Origin of the sequence: Methanobrevibacter sp. (genome assembly GCF_045539575.1) — an archaeon.
Classification (GTDB): domain Archaea; phylum Methanobacteriota; class Methanobacteria; order Methanobacteriales; family Methanobacteriaceae; genus Methanocatella.
Genome location: NZ_JAZQFM010000031.1, coordinates 13,143 through 31,754, shown reverse-complemented (window position 1 = coordinate 31,754; position 18,612 = coordinate 13,143). Strand labels below are relative to the sequence as shown.

General features: G+C 34.3%; 22 protein-coding genes. 17 read left to right on the top strand and 5 right to left on the bottom strand.

The annotated features are described in order from the left end of the window. Positions 1-269: 269 nt before the first annotated feature. The 4 genes from ACKI30_RS04415 (at position 270) to ACKI30_RS04400 (ending at position 3,411) form a co-directional block, all read left to right on the top strand. The gene (locus tag ACKI30_RS04415; RefSeq protein WP_407410227.1) at positions 270-1,385 is read left to right on the top strand and encodes a DegT/DnrJ/EryC1/StrS family aminotransferase; all 1,116 of its coding nucleotides are present in this window, start codon (positions 270-272) and stop codon (positions 1,383-1,385) included. Between the two features lie 9 nt (positions 1,386-1,394). Further along, positions 1,395-2,375 (top strand): UDP-N-acetylglucosamine 4,6-dehydratase family protein, encoded by a 981-nt coding sequence (locus tag ACKI30_RS04410; protein ID WP_407410226.1) that lies wholly within the window; start codon positions 1,395-1,397, stop codon positions 2,373-2,375. Between the two features lie 90 nt (positions 2,376-2,465). Further along, positions 2,466-2,906: a glycosyltransferase family 2 protein gene (locus ACKI30_RS04405; RefSeq protein ID WP_407410224.1), complete on the top strand. Its 441-nt coding sequence runs from the start codon at positions 2,466-2,468 to the stop codon at positions 2,904-2,906. Between the two features lie 151 nt (positions 2,907-3,057). Next, on the top strand, positions 3,058-3,411 hold the full coding sequence (locus ACKI30_RS04400; RefSeq protein WP_407410222.1) for a hypothetical protein: 354 nt from the start codon (positions 3,058-3,060) through the stop codon (positions 3,409-3,411). 20 nt (positions 3,412-3,431) lie between these two features. On the opposite strand, the gene ACKI30_RS04395 is transcribed toward ACKI30_RS04400, so the two are convergent. Both ACKI30_RS04395 and ACKI30_RS04390 read right to left on the bottom strand, forming a co-directional pair. Then, positions 3,432-4,481 carry a polysialyltransferase family glycosyltransferase gene (locus ACKI30_RS04395; RefSeq protein WP_407410220.1) on the bottom strand — a complete coding sequence of 350 codons (1,050 nt, stop codon included), beginning with the start codon at positions 4,479-4,481 and terminating at the stop codon, positions 3,432-3,434. Positions 4,482-4,497: 16 nt separating this feature from the next. Then, positions 4,498-5,331, bottom strand: a complete 834-nt coding sequence (locus tag ACKI30_RS04390; protein WP_407410218.1) for a phosphorylcholine transferase LicD — start codon at positions 5,329-5,331, stop codon at positions 4,498-4,500. A 246-nt stretch (positions 5,332-5,577) separates the two neighbouring features. Here ACKI30_RS04390 and ACKI30_RS04385 point away from each other — a divergent pair, with 246 nt between their 5' ends. The 6 genes from ACKI30_RS04385 to ACKI30_RS04360 all read left to right on the top strand — a co-directional run bounded on the left by ACKI30_RS04385 (position 5,578) and on the right by ACKI30_RS04360 (position 12,256). Continuing rightward, positions 5,578-6,285 (top strand): methyltransferase domain-containing protein, encoded by a 708-nt coding sequence (locus ACKI30_RS04385; RefSeq protein WP_407410216.1) that lies wholly within the window; start codon positions 5,578-5,580, stop codon positions 6,283-6,285. Positions 6,286-6,297: 12 nt separating this feature from the next. Further along, positions 6,298-7,371 (top strand): pyridoxal-phosphate-dependent aminotransferase family protein, encoded by a 1,074-nt coding sequence (locus ACKI30_RS04380; RefSeq protein ID WP_407410214.1) that lies wholly within the window; start codon positions 6,298-6,300, stop codon positions 7,369-7,371. Then, positions 7,368-8,696, top strand: a complete 1,329-nt coding sequence (locus tag ACKI30_RS04375) for a Gfo/Idh/MocA family oxidoreductase (RefSeq protein WP_407410212.1) — start codon at positions 7,368-7,370, stop codon at positions 8,694-8,696. The genes ACKI30_RS04380 and ACKI30_RS04375 overlap by 4 nt, the downstream gene beginning before the upstream one ends. Positions 8,697-8,709: 13 nt before the next feature. Then, positions 8,710-9,531, top strand: coding sequence for a phosphorylcholine transferase LicD (locus tag ACKI30_RS04370; protein WP_407410210.1), 822 nt, complete (start codon positions 8,710-8,712; stop codon positions 9,529-9,531). 39 nt (positions 9,532-9,570) lie between these two features. Next, positions 9,571-10,623 carry a UPF0104 family protein gene (locus ACKI30_RS04365; RefSeq protein WP_407410208.1) on the top strand — a complete coding sequence of 351 codons (1,053 nt, stop codon included), beginning with the start codon at positions 9,571-9,573 and terminating at the stop codon, positions 10,621-10,623. Positions 10,624-10,759: 136 nt separating this feature from the next. Next, positions 10,760-12,256, top strand: coding sequence for a sodium-dependent transporter (locus ACKI30_RS04360; RefSeq protein ID WP_407410206.1), 1,497 nt, complete (start codon positions 10,760-10,762; stop codon positions 12,254-12,256). Between the two features lie 44 nt (positions 12,257-12,300). Here ACKI30_RS04360 and ACKI30_RS04355 read toward each other — a convergent pair whose 3' ends face one another. The 3 genes from ACKI30_RS04355 to ACKI30_RS04345 form a co-directional block, all read right to left on the bottom strand. Continuing rightward, on the bottom strand, positions 12,301-12,717 hold the full coding sequence (locus tag ACKI30_RS04355; RefSeq protein ID WP_407410204.1) for a hypothetical protein: 417 nt from the start codon (positions 12,715-12,717) through the stop codon (positions 12,301-12,303). A 1-nt stretch (position 12,718) separates the two neighbouring features. Next, entirely contained in the window at positions 12,719-13,126 is a 408-nt protein-coding gene (locus tag ACKI30_RS04350; protein ID WP_292741606.1) for a hypothetical protein, read from the bottom strand. A gap of 167 nt (positions 13,127-13,293) precedes the next feature. Next, complete coding sequence (locus tag ACKI30_RS04345; protein WP_407410202.1) at positions 13,294-13,503, bottom strand: hypothetical protein; 210 nt, start codon at positions 13,501-13,503, stop codon at positions 13,294-13,296. 95 nt (positions 13,504-13,598) lie between these two features. Between ACKI30_RS04345 and ACKI30_RS04340 the strand changes: the two genes are divergently transcribed. The 7 genes from ACKI30_RS04340 (at position 13,599) to glmS (ending at position 18,564) form a co-directional block, all read left to right on the top strand. After that, positions 13,599-13,970: a flagellar protein, FliL gene (locus tag ACKI30_RS04340; protein WP_407410200.1), complete on the top strand. Its 372-nt coding sequence runs from the start codon at positions 13,599-13,601 to the stop codon at positions 13,968-13,970. A 5-nt stretch (positions 13,971-13,975) separates the two neighbouring features. After that, a complete protein-coding gene (locus ACKI30_RS04335) occupies positions 13,976-14,260 on the top strand; it encodes a hypothetical protein (protein ID WP_407410198.1) in 285 nt (94 codons plus the stop codon). A 127-nt stretch (positions 14,261-14,387) separates the two neighbouring features. Continuing rightward, positions 14,388-15,119 (top strand): phosphoribosylaminoimidazolesuccinocarboxamide synthase, encoded by a 732-nt coding sequence (gene purC / locus ACKI30_RS04330; protein ID WP_407410196.1) that lies wholly within the window; start codon positions 14,388-14,390, stop codon positions 15,117-15,119. A gap of 9 nt (positions 15,120-15,128) precedes the next feature. Beyond that, the gene (gene purS, locus ACKI30_RS04325) at positions 15,129-15,395 is read left to right on the top strand and encodes a phosphoribosylformylglycinamidine synthase subunit PurS (RefSeq protein WP_407410194.1); all 267 of its coding nucleotides are present in this window, start codon (positions 15,129-15,131) and stop codon (positions 15,393-15,395) included. Between the two features lie 10 nt (positions 15,396-15,405). Continuing rightward, entirely contained in the window at positions 15,406-16,050 is a 645-nt protein-coding gene (purQ, locus tag ACKI30_RS04320) for a phosphoribosylformylglycinamidine synthase subunit PurQ (RefSeq protein WP_407410192.1), read from the top strand. A gap of 9 nt (positions 16,051-16,059) precedes the next feature. Next, positions 16,060-16,779 (top strand): uroporphyrinogen-III C-methyltransferase, encoded by a 720-nt coding sequence (gene cobA, locus ACKI30_RS04315; protein ID WP_407410190.1) that lies wholly within the window; start codon positions 16,060-16,062, stop codon positions 16,777-16,779. Next, positions 16,780-18,564 carry a glutamine--fructose-6-phosphate transaminase (isomerizing) gene (gene glmS / locus ACKI30_RS04310; protein ID WP_407410188.1) on the top strand — a complete coding sequence of 595 codons (1,785 nt, stop codon included), beginning with the start codon at positions 16,780-16,782 and terminating at the stop codon, positions 18,562-18,564. The last annotated feature ends 48 nt before the right edge of the window (positions 18,565-18,612 follow it).

The following is an 18,612-nucleotide window of genomic DNA, read 5'->3' as shown; positions in this document are numbered from 1 at the left end:
CTATTCAATATTGATATTACCTCTATTAGTTTTCGTTTATTATGTCCATTTGTTGTAATAGTTATGTGTGTAGTGATAGTTAATGTTTTACGTAAAATTCCGGGTGTTAGTAAAATACTCCCATAATTCATATTTATCATTAAATTTAATTGGATTTTGATTTTATGTTAAATAAAAAATTATTTAATATTTAAAAAACATATTTTTATTTATAATATATTATAATGGATTATTTTTAAGTATATTATTTATTTAAGTAGGTAGATAAGATGAATGTCCCATTATTTGAGATTTATAATGATGAAGAAGATGTTAAACTAGTTTCAGAACAAATTGCTTCCGGTAAATTTTGGGCTGTAGGTTCAAAGGTTACTGAATTTGAAGACATGATTGCAGATTATATTGGGACAAAACATGCGATAACATTTAATTCAGGGACTTCTGCTTTACATGCCGCTTTACTTGCTCATGGAATTGGAAAAGGTGATGAGGTTATAGTTCCGTCATTCACATTTATTGCAACTGTCAATTCTCCATTGTTTGTAGGGGCAAAACCCGTTTTTGCAGATATTGAAGAAGAGACCTTCGGATTAAATCCTGAATTGGTTGAAGAAAAAATTACAGATAATACCAAAGCTATTATTCCGGTTCACTATGGTGGATGCCCATGTAAAATTAAAGAGTTAAAGGACATTGCTGAAGATAACGATTTAGTGCTAATTGAGGACGCTGCAGAAGCATTTGGCGCTTCTGTTGATGGAAAAAATATTGGTACTTTCGGTGATTCAAATATTTTAAGTTTCTGTCAAAATAAGATTATAACAACCGGTGAAGGTGGAGCGGTTGTCACAGATTCCGATGAAATCTATGAAAAATTAAAATTAATCAGGTCCCACGGAAGACTGGAAAGTGGAGACTATTTCTCAACTGTAGGTTTATTTGATTATATTGAACTTGGTTTTAACTGGAGAATGTCAAATCTAACTGCGACTTTAGGAATTTCACAAATTAAAAAGGCAGATAAGATTATTGAAATGAGAAAAAATAATGTTGAATATCTCGCTAAAAGAATATTGGAAGAAACAGATGAAATAACTATTCCTGAAGTTCCGCAAGGATATAATCATGTTTATCAATTATTCTCAGTTTTAGCAAACAAAAGAGATGAATTAATAGATTACTTGTCAGATAATGGAATATCATCTAAAATTTACTTTGATCCTGTTCACAAATCTGAATTTTATAAAAACGGATTAAAATATGATGATGTATTGCCTGTTACTGAGAAAATGCATGAAAAAACAATTACTCTTCCTATGTTTCCTACATTAACAACTGAGCAAATGGATTATATGGCTGATACTATTGGAAAATTCTATAAATAGGTGATTTTTATGTTAGATGATTTTTATAAAGGAAAAAAAGTTCTTGTCACTGGTGGTTCTGGTTCCATTGGTAGAAAAATTGTTGCAGAACTGTTAAAATATGATGTTGATGTCGTAAGAGTATTCGATAACAATGAAACAGCATTATTTGATTTGGAACAAGATTTAAACTCTTCAAAGATTAGAACCTTTGTTGGTGATATTCGCGATTTAAAAAGACTGGAAAGAGCCTTTAAAGACATAGATATTATTTTCCATGCTGCAGCTTACAAGCATGTTCCTTTATGCGAATACAATCCGATGGATGCTGTTAAAACAAATGTCGGTGGAACACAGAATATTATTGATGCAGCTATTTCATGTGAAGTGGAAAAAGTAATCTTAATCAGTACTGATAAAGCCGTTAACCCTGTTAATGTTATGGGAGCAACAAAATTGCTTGCTGAAAGACTTATGATTTCATCTAATGCATACAGCGGAGCAGATGGAACCAAATTTGCATGTGTAAGGTTTGGTAATGTTTTAAATTCAAGAGGATCAGTAATTCCAGTATTTAAAAAACAAATCAAAAATGGCGGTCCGCTAACAATTACTGACGAGGCCATGACCCGTTTTATCATGCACATTCATGAGGCTGCTAAATTGATTTTGGATGCGGGCAGTATTTCTGAAGGTGGAGAAATATTTATTTTAAAAATGCCTTCCGTTAAAGTAACTGACCTTGCTGAAGCTATGGTTGAATATTATGCTCCTAAATATGGTTTCAATGCTGAAGACATTAAAGTTGAAATCATCGGAAAGCGTATTGGAGAAAAACTGCATGAAGAGCTAATGACTCCTGATGAGATTTTATACGCTGAAGAAACTAAGGATTTATTTATTATCAGGAAAGAATTTGTTGAAAATCATCCTAATTTCATTTATGACTCTTCTGAAATCGGACAATTATCTAAAGATGAAATTATAAAAGTTTTAGAAGAATTAGAGTAAATATATATTGTATTGTGGTGTATTAATGTCTGATTATAAAATTTCAATGATTATTCCTACATTTAATGTTGAAGATGATTTAAAAGAGCGATGGACTCTTTATTAAATCAAACTTTTGGTTTTGAAAATATTGAAGTTTTGCTTGTTGATGATTTATCTACAGATAATACACGACAACTTATTTTAGATTATGCAAGCGAATACGATAATGTAAAATATATATTTTTAGATTCAAACTCCGGCAGTGCCGGAAAACCTAGAAATATTGGAATTAAACATGCAACAGCCGATTATATCATGTTTTTGGATAATGACGATGAATATGTTCCGGAAGCCTGTGAAATATTATTCAACAAGATTTTAGAAACAGACGTAAACATGATTATCTGTTCAAAAACAAATAAAATATATGATATTGATGATAAACCTGTCTCAATAGAGACTATTCCTAATTTTGTTGAAGTAAATGTTTTAGAAAATCCAGATATTTTATTTTCACCAAATACTTATTATGGTGGAGCAATGTGGTAAAATTTATAAACGTAAGTTTTTGTTAGAAAATGATATTAAATGTTTGGAAAACTTGCCTGAAGATGTTTATTTCATGCACCAGTGTTATTATTTAAACCCTAAAATATTGTTTTTAACAAATTTAAGTTTATATAACCATTATTTTTATAGAGTGACTGGCCAATCAATCTCAGTAACATTAAGCGCATCATTTTTACATAATGTATTCATTGCCTTTTTTGAGTTAAAAAAATTAGCGGATAATCACGCCAATTCAAAGAAGTTTTTTAACAGGTATTGTACACTGTTCTTTGATGAACTGGCTTATGATATTGTAGTTTCAGACTTATCAAAAGAAGAGAGAATGTCCATAATTAAGGATTATTCCGGATGTGCTAAGGTTTCAAACCCAACTATAAAAAGTAAAATCTATTCATTGTGGTTTAAATTAGCTCGTAGCGGACATTATACTTTAACTTACATTTATTCCATGATTTTAAGATTTTTATTAAAATTAAAAAAATAATTTAAGAGATAACTAAGATATTAGTTAATCAAATCTAAATTTTTCTCTTTAATAATTTTTATTAGCTCTTCTCGAGCATTGCTAATGCGTTCGTCATTTAATTTTCCGTCATAGACATAAATTTTACTTTTTTCAAAGTTGTATAATGCGGTTGTGACAACAGAACAGACAACGGTTGGATAAATATTGATCATTGTCATAATTTCAACCGGAAAACTGCCGTCTATAATTTTTACATCTGGAAATAGCTTTTTAAAATCCTTTGTGTCTCTTGGGTGAGGTTTAAGGATTATTTGGTAATCGCTGAATTTGTCCATGATTTCTTTATAGATATTTAGCTCTTCTTCTTCGGTTATATTTATTGAAGTACTTTCAGACAAGGGCTGTGTCAATAAAAGAGCGGTTTTTTCATTAAAATCAATTCCTTCAATATTAACGTTGAATATTTCCAGCAGTTTTTCCTGTTCGCTTTTAGATAAATTATTCCAACGCTCTTTGATGTTTATTATTTGAACTTTGTCTTTTATTAGCGGATTGTTGTGTTCATTGGTTAAATAAACATTTTTGATATTCTTATGACTTCCATAGCATTCGCATTGATTTAGGAAATAAATTCCGCAAACATGCAGAATAAAGTCGACAATCGGATTGATCTTATGGGTTTCACATATCCTTGCAGTGTAATTCTCCATTCCGTCTTCAATGATGTTTGAGTTTTCATTTTCAAAAAACATATATGAAAATGGTGTTTGAGCGTGTCCGTAGACTTCAACGTCGCAGTTAAATGTTTTTATAAACAATAGAAGTCTTAGTTTAAGATAACCGTAGAAATATTTGAAAAATCCCACAATATTCTTGTAAATTCCTGAAATTGAATTTAATTCGGCGAATTTTTTACCTCTAAAAATTACTGCAGGCATTTGGATGTGTTTCACGTTTTTTGAAATTTCCTTTGGAAACCATGCAGTAAATATATAGATATCATCCTCATTATATCCATTGATCATCAGATATAGGAAAAAGGAATACACTGTGGTCACTAAACATATGTTTTTTTTATTTTTAGCCATTTAATCGCCTTTATATTTAATATTTGCCGAAATCGATATTGTTCGGAGCAGGATTGAATCTTGACTCTTCAGGAGGCAGCTCCATATATTCGTTGAAGTCCATTCTCAGTATTTTGTCATAGTTGTTTGGAATAGTAACTTCAATATCTTCAAATTTTCCTTTTTTAAGAGGTAGCCAATCTTTTCTAAATGACATCTGCATCTGGTTTTCTGAAGGAAAATCACAGACTTCATCACATTCTTCATTTTGGTATTTGGAGAATGATTCCACGCATTTCCTTTTAATGGTATTTGTGGATATAGGAATTATTTTAAGCACGTAATAAATTGTTTTTTGTATTATCTCTTTTATTTTTGATTCGTTTTCAAATTTGAGTATTGAATACAATACCATCTGATTAAGTGCAAAGGATTTCCATTTGTGAATAAACTTTTTAAATTTGTTTTTAGGGATATTGTCTAAGATAAAGATGTCAATAAATATGTTCGGGGTGTATTCAACCTGATCTGCCCACCATTCCTCAAATGCAGTTCCTTTAAGTGTTAATCTTCCCCAGGTATAGTGGTATGTCTCTTCGTTTAAAACATTGAAAAATCTGTATTCATCATCCAGTTCCTTTTCAAAGATCTTATTTAATTTTTCAAAGTCTTCTCTAAACATAATCACGTCAATGTCGTCATCCCATGGGATGAATCCTTCATGTCTGATTACGCCAAGTAAGCTTCCGGCATACATGAAATATGTCAAGTCGTGCTTTTCACAAACCTCAATGAAATATTTTAAAATTTTCATCTCGACTTGCTGTAAATGTTTCAATGTTTTTTCATCATATCTTTTTTCTTTCAACATGTTAGGTTTCCTTTGTTTTTTAATCCCTTAATAAATAATAATGATAATTTGTATTGCAGATTTAATATATTTATATTATTTTTTTTCAATGAATAATGCTTGTTATACGATTTTCAAGAATTTTTTATTATATAAATATTTAATAAATGGTTTGTTCAAATATAATATATGATTAAATAATTATATAATCTATTTGATTGGTTTTCCCACTAATTAAATAAATATTATATTATCAAAGGTGTTAAAATGTCAAGATTATACGGTGACAATGAAGATATTAATTCTGAAAAGGTTAAAAACTTTTTTGCAGATAGGGCTAATCGTGAGTTGGAAAGTGATTTATCCATCGTTTTATTCCAGGATAAGGAAAACTCAGAACAAAGACATATCGAAGAGAAAAAATTGTTGCATGAGCACATTGACGTAACCGGCAAGAAAGTTCTTGAAGTCGGATGCGGAATCGGACGTTGGGTTGAAGCATTGCATGATAAATGCGAATCCTACCTCGGTATTGACTATACTGAAGATTTGATTAAAATAGCTGAAGAAACTTATGACTATGATAACTGCAAGTTCCAGGTCATGTCCGCTACAGATATCGACGAGGATGCTCTATTGATTGAGCCTCCATTTGATGTTATTATTTTCAGCGGAGTTTTAATGTACATTAACGATGAAGATATAAAACTCGTTTTCGAAGAATTGAACCGTGTAGGTGCTGATGATAAAAAATTATTCATAATGGAACCTGTTTCCCATATTGAATCAAGATTGACCCTTAAAGATTTCTATTCTGAAGGTCTGGAAGCAGATTATAATGCAATTTACAGAACTGAAGACGAATATATGGAATTATTCAAAGGTTTAAATTACAATAACGTAATTTCAGATGATATTTTCAAAGATTTAAGCGACCATAGTGAAACCCACTATAAATTCTTCGTAATTGAATAGGTGTGATATATAATGTTAAATTTTACAGTAGGTCCGGTAATGAGCAGTGACGAGGTAAGAAAAATCGGAGGCGAGCAAACTCCATATTTCAGAAATGACGAATTTTCCCAAGTGATGTTTGAAAATGAAAAACTAATGAGGGAATTCGTTTATGCGGATGAAAATTCAAGAGTTGTTTTCATCACAGGTTCAGGAACTGCCGCAATGGAAGCTACTGTAATGAATGTGTTTTCTACCGAAGACAAGGTTTTGGTAGTTAATGGTGGAGGATTCGGTCAGCGTTTTGTTGATTTGTGTGATTTGCACAACATTCCATTTGAAGACATCAAACTTGATTTCGGCCAGGACTTGACACAGGATATTTTAAATCAATACTCCGATAAGGGATTTACAGGCTTTTTAGTTAATATCTGTGAAACCAGTTCCGGAGTTCACTACGATTTGGATTTAATCAGTGATTTTTGCAATGAGAATGATATATTTTTAGTCGTGGATGCAATAAGCTCTTTTCTTGCAGATCCGATTAACATGAAAGAACAGAATATCAACACACTGATAACCGGTTCACAAAAAGCTCTGGCATGCCCTCCGGGAGTTTCAATAATCGTATTGGATGAAAATGCGCTGGAAAGAGTTGAAAACAACCAATCCAAATCAATGTATTTCGACCTTAAGGATGCACTTAAAAACGGTGAGAGAGGCCAAACTCCTTTCACTCCTGCGGTAACTATTCTACTTCAGATTAATGCAAGATTGAAAGAAATCAAGGCTCAAGGCGGAGTTGAAGCGGAAATCAAAAGAATCTCCAATTTAGCAGAGGACTTCCGCTCAAGAATCAGTGATTTGCCTTTTGAGATAAAATGCAAAAATCTGGGAAATGCAGTTACCAGTGTTTACACCAACTCATCTGCATCTGAAATCGTAGACACCTTAAAAAAAGAATATTCCATCTGGGTAAATCCGAGTGGCGGGCAAGTTGCAGATAAGATGTTTAGAGTAGGCCACATCGGGGACTTAACAATTGAAGATAACGACAAGCTTATTGACGCATTGCATGATTTAGAAAAAAGAGGAATACTAAAATGATTAAAGTAATAACCTATGGAACTTATGATTTATTCCATTACGGCCATCAAAGGCTTCTTGAAAGAGCAAAAGAATTGGGAGATTATCTCATTGTAGGTGTAACTGCCGATGATTTTGACAAGCAAAGAGGTAAAATCAACGTTAAACAGTCATTGATGGAAAGAATAGAATCAGTTAGAGCAACAGGACTGGCAGATGAGATTATCATCGAGGAATATGAAGGCCAAAAAATAGATGACATCAAAAGGTATGACGTGGATATTTTCACCGTAGGTTCCGACTGGGTAGGTCACTTTGATTATCTTAATGATTACTGTGATGTAGTATATTTGGAAAGAACAGAAGGAGTTTCAAGTTCAGATATCAGATCCAAAAACAGAAGCATTAATCTGGGTTTAGTCGGTGAAGGTAACGTATTGAAAAAATTCTATGACGAATCCCAGTATGTCAACGGAATCAATGTCAATGCGATTTTTGTAAGCAATGACTCTGAAAAAGAGGTTTATGAAAATGATTTCCTGTTTTTAACCAACAGTTATGAAGATTTGTTGGATATGGTTGATGCCGTATTTATCATATCACATCCTTCAAAACACTATGAGCACATTAAAAAAGCATTAACTGAAGGAAAACATGTGCTGTGCGAGTCTCCGATAGCATTGGATGAATCCCAATATGTGGAACTTGAACAATTGGCCAATGAGAAAGATTTGATTTTAATGGATTCCATTAAGACAGCCTATTCAACAGCATATAACAGATTATTGCTTTTGCTTAAGGGAGGAAATATTGGAGATATCTATTCCGTGGACGCAACATGTACCAGTTTAAGGGAGTTTGATGACAATTCATGGAACAGTATTACTTCATGGGCTCCAACTGCGCTCCTGCCTATATTTCAGATTTTAGGCGTTGACTATAACGACATGACAATCAATTCATTGCTTTTGGATGATAAGGCTAATTTTGACTTGTTTACTAAAATTGATTTCCAATATGACAATGCTGTTGCATCAATAAAAGTTGCAAACCAGGTAAAATCAGAAGGGGAACTTATAATTTCAGGTTCTGAAGGTTACGCATATGTTCCTGCACCATGGTGGAAAACTGATTACTTTGAGCTAAGATATGAAAATCAGGAAGACAACAGAAAGTATTTCTATCAATTGGATGGTGAAGGAATAAGATATGAACTGGTTGCCTTTGCAAAATCCATTGAACTTGGAAAAAGCAATACATACATTGACTCTGAAGTTTCAAAGTCAATCTGTCGTGTAATGCAGGATTTCGAAAATAATAATTTCAACATTATTAAAAAATATTAATTTCAGGGATTTTATGTCAAATCAGGATGAAGAGACCCTTAATCATATTAAAGAAATAGAATATATGATTTTAAATGATTTCATAGAAATCTGTGACAATAATGATATTGAATATTATCTGATTTACGGAACTCAAATTGGAGCAATCCGCCATCAGGGTTTCATTCCATGGGATGATGACGTTGATGTGATATTATTCAGAAAGGATTATGAAAAGTTCCTGAAAGTAATGGAGGAAAATCCCTCAGATAAATACACTATTTTTGATTCAAGGTATGATGAGGAATATTTCTTCCAGTTTGGCCGAATGTCTCTGAACGGCACTTATTGGGCTGAATACTGGGACAAGCAGGTGTCATTTAAATTGGGAATTCACATTGACTTATTTATTCTCGACAACCTTCCGGACAATAATCTCAGAAGAAAGTTGCACATTCAAAAGTGTTATTATCTTGCAAGGATGTATTCAATTTCTGTTTTAAGATTTGACAATTACTCAAAAATCGTGAATTTAATTTTAAATCTGACTCATAGCTTATTTAACATATTGCATTTGTCCCCTAAGTATTTTCAAAAAAAGCTATACAAACTCTTTACTAAATATGAAAAAAGCAGCGGACAATATGTCACCGATTTGACTTTAATGGAAAAGGTTACATTTAATAAAGAGGATTATAAGCCTCCTAAAAAGGCTCAATTTGAAGATATTGTAGCCAATATTCCTAATGATGATTACAATACATTAACACCTATTTATGGGGATTATATGCAGCTTCCTCCTGAAGAGGATCGTGTCGCCCATATTCTAAATGAAATTGATTTCGGCCCATATTAAATAACAATCATTATATAAAAATAAATTAATACTTTAATTATGGATAAGAAATCTGCATTCTTCATAATTTTAAGTGTCGCAATTCTTGCAGTGATGCTTTATTTGATAGGTATTGACAAGGTAGTTGACGCTTTAGAAAATGCAAATCTCTTTTTAATTGCTTTGGCGGTTCTGATACAATTCGGAACCTACTTTTTATACACATACCGCTGGCAGATAGTCAACCGCATTGCAAACATCAATGTAGGATTTAAAAAACTGTTTCCGATAGTCATGGTTGGTCTTGCAGTCAACAACATCACTCCGTCAGGCCGTGGAGGCGGTGAGCCTGTAAGGGCATATATTCTGGCCAAGGAACATGGCTATGATATGAAGGATACTTTTGCAACCGTTGTTGCTGACAGGGTATTGGACACTTTCCCGTTCATTGTCCTTGCAATCATTACAATCATTGCAACAGTGCTTTACTTTGACTTTCCGATGTGGCTTGAAGTGCTGTTGGTCGTATCCGTCATTGGAATTATTCTGATTTTGGCAGCTCTTATTTACATGTGCATCAATGAGCATTTCGGAATCAGGATTGAAAACTTTATTTTCCGATTGGTTCACAGATTCTCCAAAAAGGGTGCCGATGATTTGAGAAATGTCCTTCATGAAAACATTTCAGGATTTCAAAATACCATGAACGTGCTGATTTCAGAAAGGAAACTTATGTACTATACAATTCCGTTGTCATTTCTGATTTGGGTTTTCGAAATATTAAGGGTTTACGTTGTTTTCCTTGCATTCGGAGCATCATTAAACGTTATTGTCATCGGAGAGGTGTTCATCCTCGCTTCTCTCGTAGGTATGATTCCATTACTGCCTGGAGGTCTTGGTGCAGTGGACGGTTTGATGATTGGCCTTTACTCAAGGGCAGGTTGTCCGGCAGGTCTTGCAGGTCCGGTGACTATGGTCGAAAGGCTCATTTCATTCTGGATGGCTTCAATCATAGGTCTTGTGATATTGCCTCATTACGGATCTTCAGTTCTTGAAAAAATTTCCATCGGAAATTCTGCAGAAGAGCTTGATAATTCCCTTGAAAATGAATGATTTTATTAAATATCTTTTTTTAATCTTTTTTTTATTCATTTTAGATTATTTTTTCTAAACATTTCCAATTTTCTCGCCAATATAAACCTTTTTAATGAATAAATTACAAAAATATGTGACATAACATTATAGGAAAATGGAAATTATGGCGGACAAAAACGAATGGGGCAGCAACATGTCATTCATCCTTGCAATGATAGGTTCTGCCGTTGGTCTTGGAAACATTTGGAGATATCCTTATGTACTGTACTCTAACGGTGGGGGAGCATTTTACATTCCTTACATCGTGGCTATTTTGCTGATGGGAATTCCTTTCCTGATTTTGGAGTACGGCGTCGGATACAATTTCAAGTCTTCATTTGCAAAGGCAATCACAAAGATTAACTCCAAATGGCAGTATCTCGGCTGGCTGTTGCCAGTGGCAGTATTTATGATTATGATTTATTACTCAGCTATTCTGGGCTGGGATGGAATATATATGGTTTTGAGCTTCTTTAAGGGTTGGGGAGCAGATCCTAACACCTACTTTACAGCAAATCTCCTGCAGGCTTCTTCATCATATACTGGTTTAACCAATTTCATTCCGGTTATTGCTGTTGCAATGCTCATCGGTTGGGTAATCGTTTGGTTTATCTCACACAGGGACCTTGAAGCGGGTCTTGGAAAGGTATCTAAAATATTGGTTCCGGCTCTCTTTATCATCATGATAATCATTGTCGGATTCTCACTGACCTTGCCTGGAGCTTCAATAGGTCTTGCGGAATTGTTTGACCCTGACTGGTCACTTCTAACTCACTTTGAAATATGGATGGCTGCATTCGGTCAGATTGTATTCTCCCTGAGTTTGGGAATGTCAATTGCTTTTACATATGCAAGCTACACAAAGGACGATGCGGATTTGGTTACAAACACCATCTCAATTGCTCTTGCCAATTCCCTTTTTGAAAACTTCGCTGCTTTAGGCGTATTTTCAATCTTAGGTTACATGTCCCTGCAGTCCGGAACTGCTGTGGCTGACCTTGTAACCCAGGGAACAGGTCTTGTATTCATCGTATATCCTACAGTATTCAATGTGCTTGGCCAATGGGCATATATTTTAGGACCTCTGTTCTTCCTGACAGTTTATCTTGCAGGTTTAACAAGTATCCTGTCCACAATCGAACCGTTGTCCTTTTCAATCCAGAACAAGTTTGGACTTTCAAGGTCAAGGACAATGACAATTCTAATCGTTGTGGGTGCTGCAATATCAATGGTATATGCGACTTCCTTCGGTGGAGACCTTTTGGGTTATGTGGATACCTTCATCAACCAGATTGCACTTCTTTTAGGAGTAATTCTTGAATGTATTATATTTGCATGGATATTCAAGGCGGAAAGGCTTATTGACTTTTTGAATTCAAGGTCAAAAACAATCAAGCTCGGAAGCTGGTGGCTTGTTGTAGTCAAGTATATCCTGCCGATCTTCATTGCCATTATATGGATTGGTGGGCTGATTGATGTTATCAATGCCGGAACAGTCGATCAATTGGTATTTACAGCTATCTCGGCTGCAATATTGTTGGTTGCAACTTTAATATTTACTATTCTTCCTGCTAAAAATCCTGAATGGGAAAACACAGAAGAAAGGGTTTAGTGTTATAGTTTAAGCTATAACATTTCTTTTTTTTTTAATTGAATTCAATTTAGATTTTTTAATGAATCTAAAATAATATCAGAAATCCTTTTTGATTCATTAATCATTTTTGATAATGGTTTTTCAGTAGTTTTATCATAATCGGCTTGATTTCTCATTTTTCTCAATTTATTTAAATTTTTGGAGATGATCTTTCCTTTATTTTCTTTTTTAAATTTCTGATGATTTTTAAATATTTTAGAAGTTTCACGATGAACATCAACATTTTTGGAAGTCATTATTTTTTCAGATTTTTCATCCAAATAAGTTTTATTTTCGTTTAAAAAATCTCTTGATGAACAGAATGCACCATAGTAAAATCTGCTAATTCCGGTTCTTTGTTTTGCACGATTAGTTTCATTGAGGTATTCCATACCTAAATCAGTAAATTCTAACCATTCAAATTCATTTTGATTTTTCATATTATCCCTCAATAAATATTAGAACTTTATCTGCAGATTTTTCAGGATACTTTTCGTATAATATATGAATAAATTTATCTTCTGTTTTTAGCACATTATTGATGTTTAATCTTGAAAAAACAGTGATTTCTAATATTAACTCATCCTCTTGAAATTCATCAAAAAATTTGATTTGAATTTTTTGATAATTTAGTTCTCTTTTAATCAATTGAGGCATTTCATAGATTATTTTTTCAAGATTACAATCCTTTTCAATAAAAGATGTTATTTGCTCTAAATTACCGTCGGGAAGTTCAAAGTTTTTTGTTATGAACTCTTTTAGGTTTTCGCCAGTATTTTGAATATCATTTGATGGTATAAATATTTGTTCGGATTTTTGAAATTTTTGAATCATTAATTTATCCTCCATGTGGTGTTTATTTGCAAATATGTATATGTAAATTATTCTATTTAAATATTTAAGAATTTTTGAGGTAAATTTTACGAAGTAAAAACAATTTTGAAGAGTTTAACATTTTTAAATAGTTTGGGAATTAACTTATAAAAAAAGCTCAATTTTCTGTTGTTAAAAAGAAGTTAAGTAAATAATCTGTTTAAAAAGGATTCAGTTTTTTCTATTGGCTCCAGCTGTATGATGATTGTTCCGTTTGAATCCTCAAGAACCACTTCCTCATAATTATCAAGGTTTACAGCATCATTACTGCCTTCTGTCTGGTAAACTCCAATCATCAGGCCCAGAACGCACAGTAAAAATATGAGAAGTATTGTGGTATTTTTCATATCCATGATTAAATATTATTGTTCGTAATATATAAATTAATAGAAAACTATTTTAATGCCTACACTCATAAAGTTAATGAAAGCTTTAAAGAGGTGAGAATATGAAAAGCTTTATTTTAATCCTTTTGGGGATTATCGTGGCATTGCTGGTCATCGGCGGTGCTGTAGCATATTCTTTCATGAACGAATTAGGTGTTAATATGGAAAACATAGATTCTAGTGATATAGAAAAGTTAAAAGATAAAGTAAGTAATGTCGCATCTTCTGAAAGTTCAGATTCTTCTTCAGGCTCACAATCAGCAGATAGTGACATTGTAAGTGAAGAAGTAAAATTCAATGGTCAAAACGGCGAAGGATATTATCGCGAAGTAACCTACAAGGACGGCGGATTCAGACAGTATGACACAGAATCCGGTGACCTGATCGGTTCATCATACAGTTCCGATCAAAAGGACCTTCCAAGCATGGACTGATTTGATTGATATTTAAAGACCTTTTAAATCATTTCTCAATTGCAGAAGAGTTCCCGGAATATTTGTATGAACAAACATTCAATGATGTCTTTTTGGACGGCGAAATGTCTGAGGAAGACAACAAATATAAGATAGTTATTACAACACGTCAGGACGTCACTCATCAGATGTTTTTAAATCCTTTAGATGAGTTTCCTGTAATAATATTGTCCGAACTGCCGAACGGACTCCTGAATGGGATGAAGTTTGGCCGTGAGAAAGGACAAGTTACCTACATTAACGATTTGTAATCACTATTATTTTTTCTATTTTTTTAAATTTTTTTCATGATTATTATTTAAATCCATTAAATAGTATTATATAATATTTCCACCAAAAATTATATCATAATAATTTAAAAATTGTTTTGTTGATATCATGGACAAAAAAGAGTTAATTAACGGTGGAAAAGTAAAAAGCGTATACACTACAGATAACGAAGATCAGGTCATTATCGAGTTCAGAGATGACATGACTGCCGGTGACGGCGCAAGAAAAGAGGTAATGAACAAGAAAGGAGCATACAACGCTATCATTTCTACTAAAATATTTAAGGTTTTAGAGGAAAACGGTGTTGAAACCCAATTCATTGACCTTCCGGAACCTAACGTAATGCTTGCAAAAAAACTTGACATGATTCCGATTGAAGTTATAGTTAGAAATATTGCTACTGGCAGTTTGGTTCGCAAGTACCCAATTGAAGACGGTACCAAACTGGAACCTCCAATAGTTCAAATGGATTATAAGGACGATGAATACCACGACCCTATGCTGAATCGTTCTATTATCAAGGCATTGGGCATCGCCACAGAAGAGGAAATTGATATTCTTGTCGAAAAGGCATTGAAAATCAATGATGTTTTAACCAAGTTCTTTGCTGATGCAGGAATTATCCTGGTTGACTACAAAGTCGAATTCGGTAAGGATAAAGACGGAAACATTCTTTTGGGTGATGAGATTTCTCCTGACGGATGCAGGTTATGGGACAGTGAAACACTGGAAATGTTGGATAAGGAACTGTTCAGAAAAGGTAAAGACGAAGAAGTTATGGACGCTTATATAGAAGTATATAATAGGATTATTCCGGACGATGAAAAATTTGATTTTTAGGTGAGTTGAATGTTATTTGATATTGAAGTTAAAATTTCTCTAAAAGACGGTATGTTAAACCCTGAAGCTACTCAAGTTGAAAGGTCTCTTGATTTATTAGGTTATGAAGTTAAAAACGTTAAAACTGTTGAAACCATCAAATTCCAAATGGAAGGTGACGACAGAGAAGCAATCAGAGAAAACGTGGTTGACATGTGTGAAAGATTGCTCTGTAACCCTGTAATTCATAATTATAAAATCAATGTCATTCCACAGAACATGGCTTGCGGTAAATAGAGGGATTCAAATGAAAATTGGTGTAATTAGATTTCCGGGAACCAACTGTGACAGGGATGTTGCACAGGCTATCGAATTGGCAGGCCTTACCCCTGAATACATTTGGTGGAGTGAAGAAAACCTGACTGACTATGACGGTATAGTTATTCCTGGCGGATTTTCATATGGAGATTACCTGAGAGCTGGTGCGATGGCTTCCATCACTCCTGTAATCGATGGAATCAAACAGCTTGTTAAAGAGGAAAAACCGGTTTTAGGAATCTGTAACGGAGCTCAAATCTTGGGTGAAATAGGTCTTGTTCCAGGAATTTTCATAACAAATGAATATCCTAAATTCAACTGCGAATGGGTTGACCTTAAAGTCGGAACCTCAAGAACTCCATTTACAAAGGCGTTCAAGGCAGGTCAGACAATCAGACTTCCTATCGCTCATGCAGAAGGAAGGTTTTACACAGAAGACATTGATTTATTGAAAGACCAGGATCAGATTGTACTTCAGTTTGAAGGCAAAAACCCTAACGGTTCAATGGAAGCTATTACAAGCGTATGTGATGAATCAGGCCTTGTTTGCGCAATGATGCCTCACCCTGAAAGGGCTTGTGAAGAGCTGTTTGGTTCAGATGATGGTTTAAACTTCTTTAAAGGATTTTTATAAAGTGATAGAATGGTAGTTTATTTAATTGGTGCAGGACCTGGAGATGCTGATTTAATAACTCTTAAGGCAGTAAAAGCCCTAAATAAAGCTGATGTTGTTTTATATGATTATTTGGCTAATGAAGAAATATTGGCACATGCTCCTGAAACTGCAGAAAGAATTTATGTGGGTAAAAAAGCAGGAGAACATTATAAGACACAGGATGAAATCAATGAGTTGATTATCGAACAGGCTCAAAGCCATGAAAATGTCGTAAGGCTAAAAGGAGGGGATCCTTTTGTTTTCGGCCGTGGTGGAGAAGAAATATTGGCTTTAATGGAACATGATATCAAATTTGAAGTAATTCCAGGTGTAACTTCAGCTATTGGAGCACCAACTTCTCTTGGACTACCTGTAACTCACAGAGCAGTGGCAACATCAGTAACTATTGTGACTGGTCATGAGGACCCTACAAAACCTGAAAGCCAGGTTCACTGGGACTACACTGCTGATACATTAATTATATTGATGGGTATTGGAAATATAAAGGAAAATACCTCTGAAATCATGAAATATCGCTCAGCTGACACTCCGGTATGTGTGGTTGAAAGCGGAACACTTCCAAACGAGAATGTTGTATTCGGAACATTGGGTGATATTTCAGATAAAAAAATCAACACTCCTGCTATTTTGATTATTGGGGATGTTGTAAAACTCTATAAGGATATCTATGAGTATCAAGGTGATTAGATGTGTGGAATTGTTGGTTGTATATTAAAGGAAGATGAGGACGTAGCGCCTATTCTTTTCGATTGCATATCTAAACTTGAATATAGGGGATATGATTCAATCGGACTGGCTACTTTCGCAGACGGCAAGATTAACATAAAAAAGGATAAGGGTAAAATCGAAGAGGTGGACAAAAGCCTAAACCTCACAGACATGCCCGGTAAATTCGGTATCGCTCACGTACGTTGGGCAACACACGGTGATCCGTCTAAATTAAATTCACATCCTCATGTTGATGAAGAGAATACCGTTGCTGTAGTGCATAACGGTATCATTGAAAATTATTTGGAAATAAAGGAGAAATTAACTGCAGAAGGCCATGTCTTCAAGTCAGAAACAGATACTGAAGTGATTCCTCACTTGATTCAGAAGTTTATGGATGAAGGAACTGATTTGGAGCATGCAGTCAGAAAAACAATTGGGGTTATTGAAGGGGCATATGCTATTGCGGCAATATCCATAAATGAACCTGATAAAATAGTCGCAACCCGTAAGGATTCCCCACTGATTGTAGGTCTTGGTGAAAACGGATATTACCTTGCATCCGATTCTCCGGCTATTCTAAAATATGCTAAGGACATAATCTATCCTGAAAAAGGGGAAATTGTCATTTTGGATAAGACAGGAGTAGTTGTTCATGATGAATTTGACAATGTGGTCAATAAGGATATCGAAACAATTAACTGGACTCCTGAAATGGCAGAAAAGGAAGGTTATGAACATTTCATGATTAAGGAAATCAACGAGCAGGCTACTGCGGTCAGGAATACATTAACCCAAAGGGAGAATATTCAAAATATCATTGATGAGGTTGGAGACCTCCAAAGGGTGTGCTTTGTTGCATGCGGAACATCATACCATGCATCCCTGACAGGTAAATATCTGATAGAATCCCTTGCAGGAATTCCGACAGATGTCATTCTGGCGTCTGAATTCAAGTATTCCGCAAATACATTGAATGACAAGACTTTAGTTGTATTTATATCCCAGTCAGGTGAGACTGCAGACTCACTTAAGGCGCTTGACGTTGCCAATGAAACATCCAAGACATTGGGTATCGTCAATGTAGCAGGTTCTGCAATTACAAGAAGGGCAGACTATGTAATCCAAACTCAGGCAGGTCCTGAAATTGGTGTGGCAGCAACAAAAACCTATGTTGCACAGTTAACTTCAATATACTTGTTTGCGGCACTTCTTGCTCATGATGAAGAATTGCTGAGTGATCTGGATAATGTTCCTGAATTCATAGATGAAGTGTTGCTTCAGGAAGATTTAATCATGGAACTTTCCAAAAGATACAACTATGCCCGTGACTTCTTCTATCTGGGAAGAGGATATTCCTATCCTACAGCGCTTGAAGGAGCACTGAAACTTAAGGAAATTTCATATATTCACGGTGAAGGATATGCTGCAGGAGAGCTAAAGCATGGTCCTTTGGCTTTAATAGATGAGGGAATCCCTGTTGTTGTAATTATTCCTCCTGGAGACAATTACAGAAAAACCATGAGTAATCTTGAAGAGGTCAAGTCCCGTGGCGCAAATGTTCTGGCAATTGGTGCTGCAGGTGATGAGTCACTTAAAAGCAAGGCAGATGCAATCATTTCAATAAGTCCTGAAGTCAAGGAGATTATTGCACCTCTGGTTTATATTGTACCGCTTCAATTAATTGCATATTATATTACTCTTGAAAAGGGTCATGACCCTGACAAGCCTAAAAATTTAGCAAAATGTGTGACTGTGGAATAGGGTATTTTTACCTTATTTTCATTTTTTATCTTTTTTTCAATTTTAAGC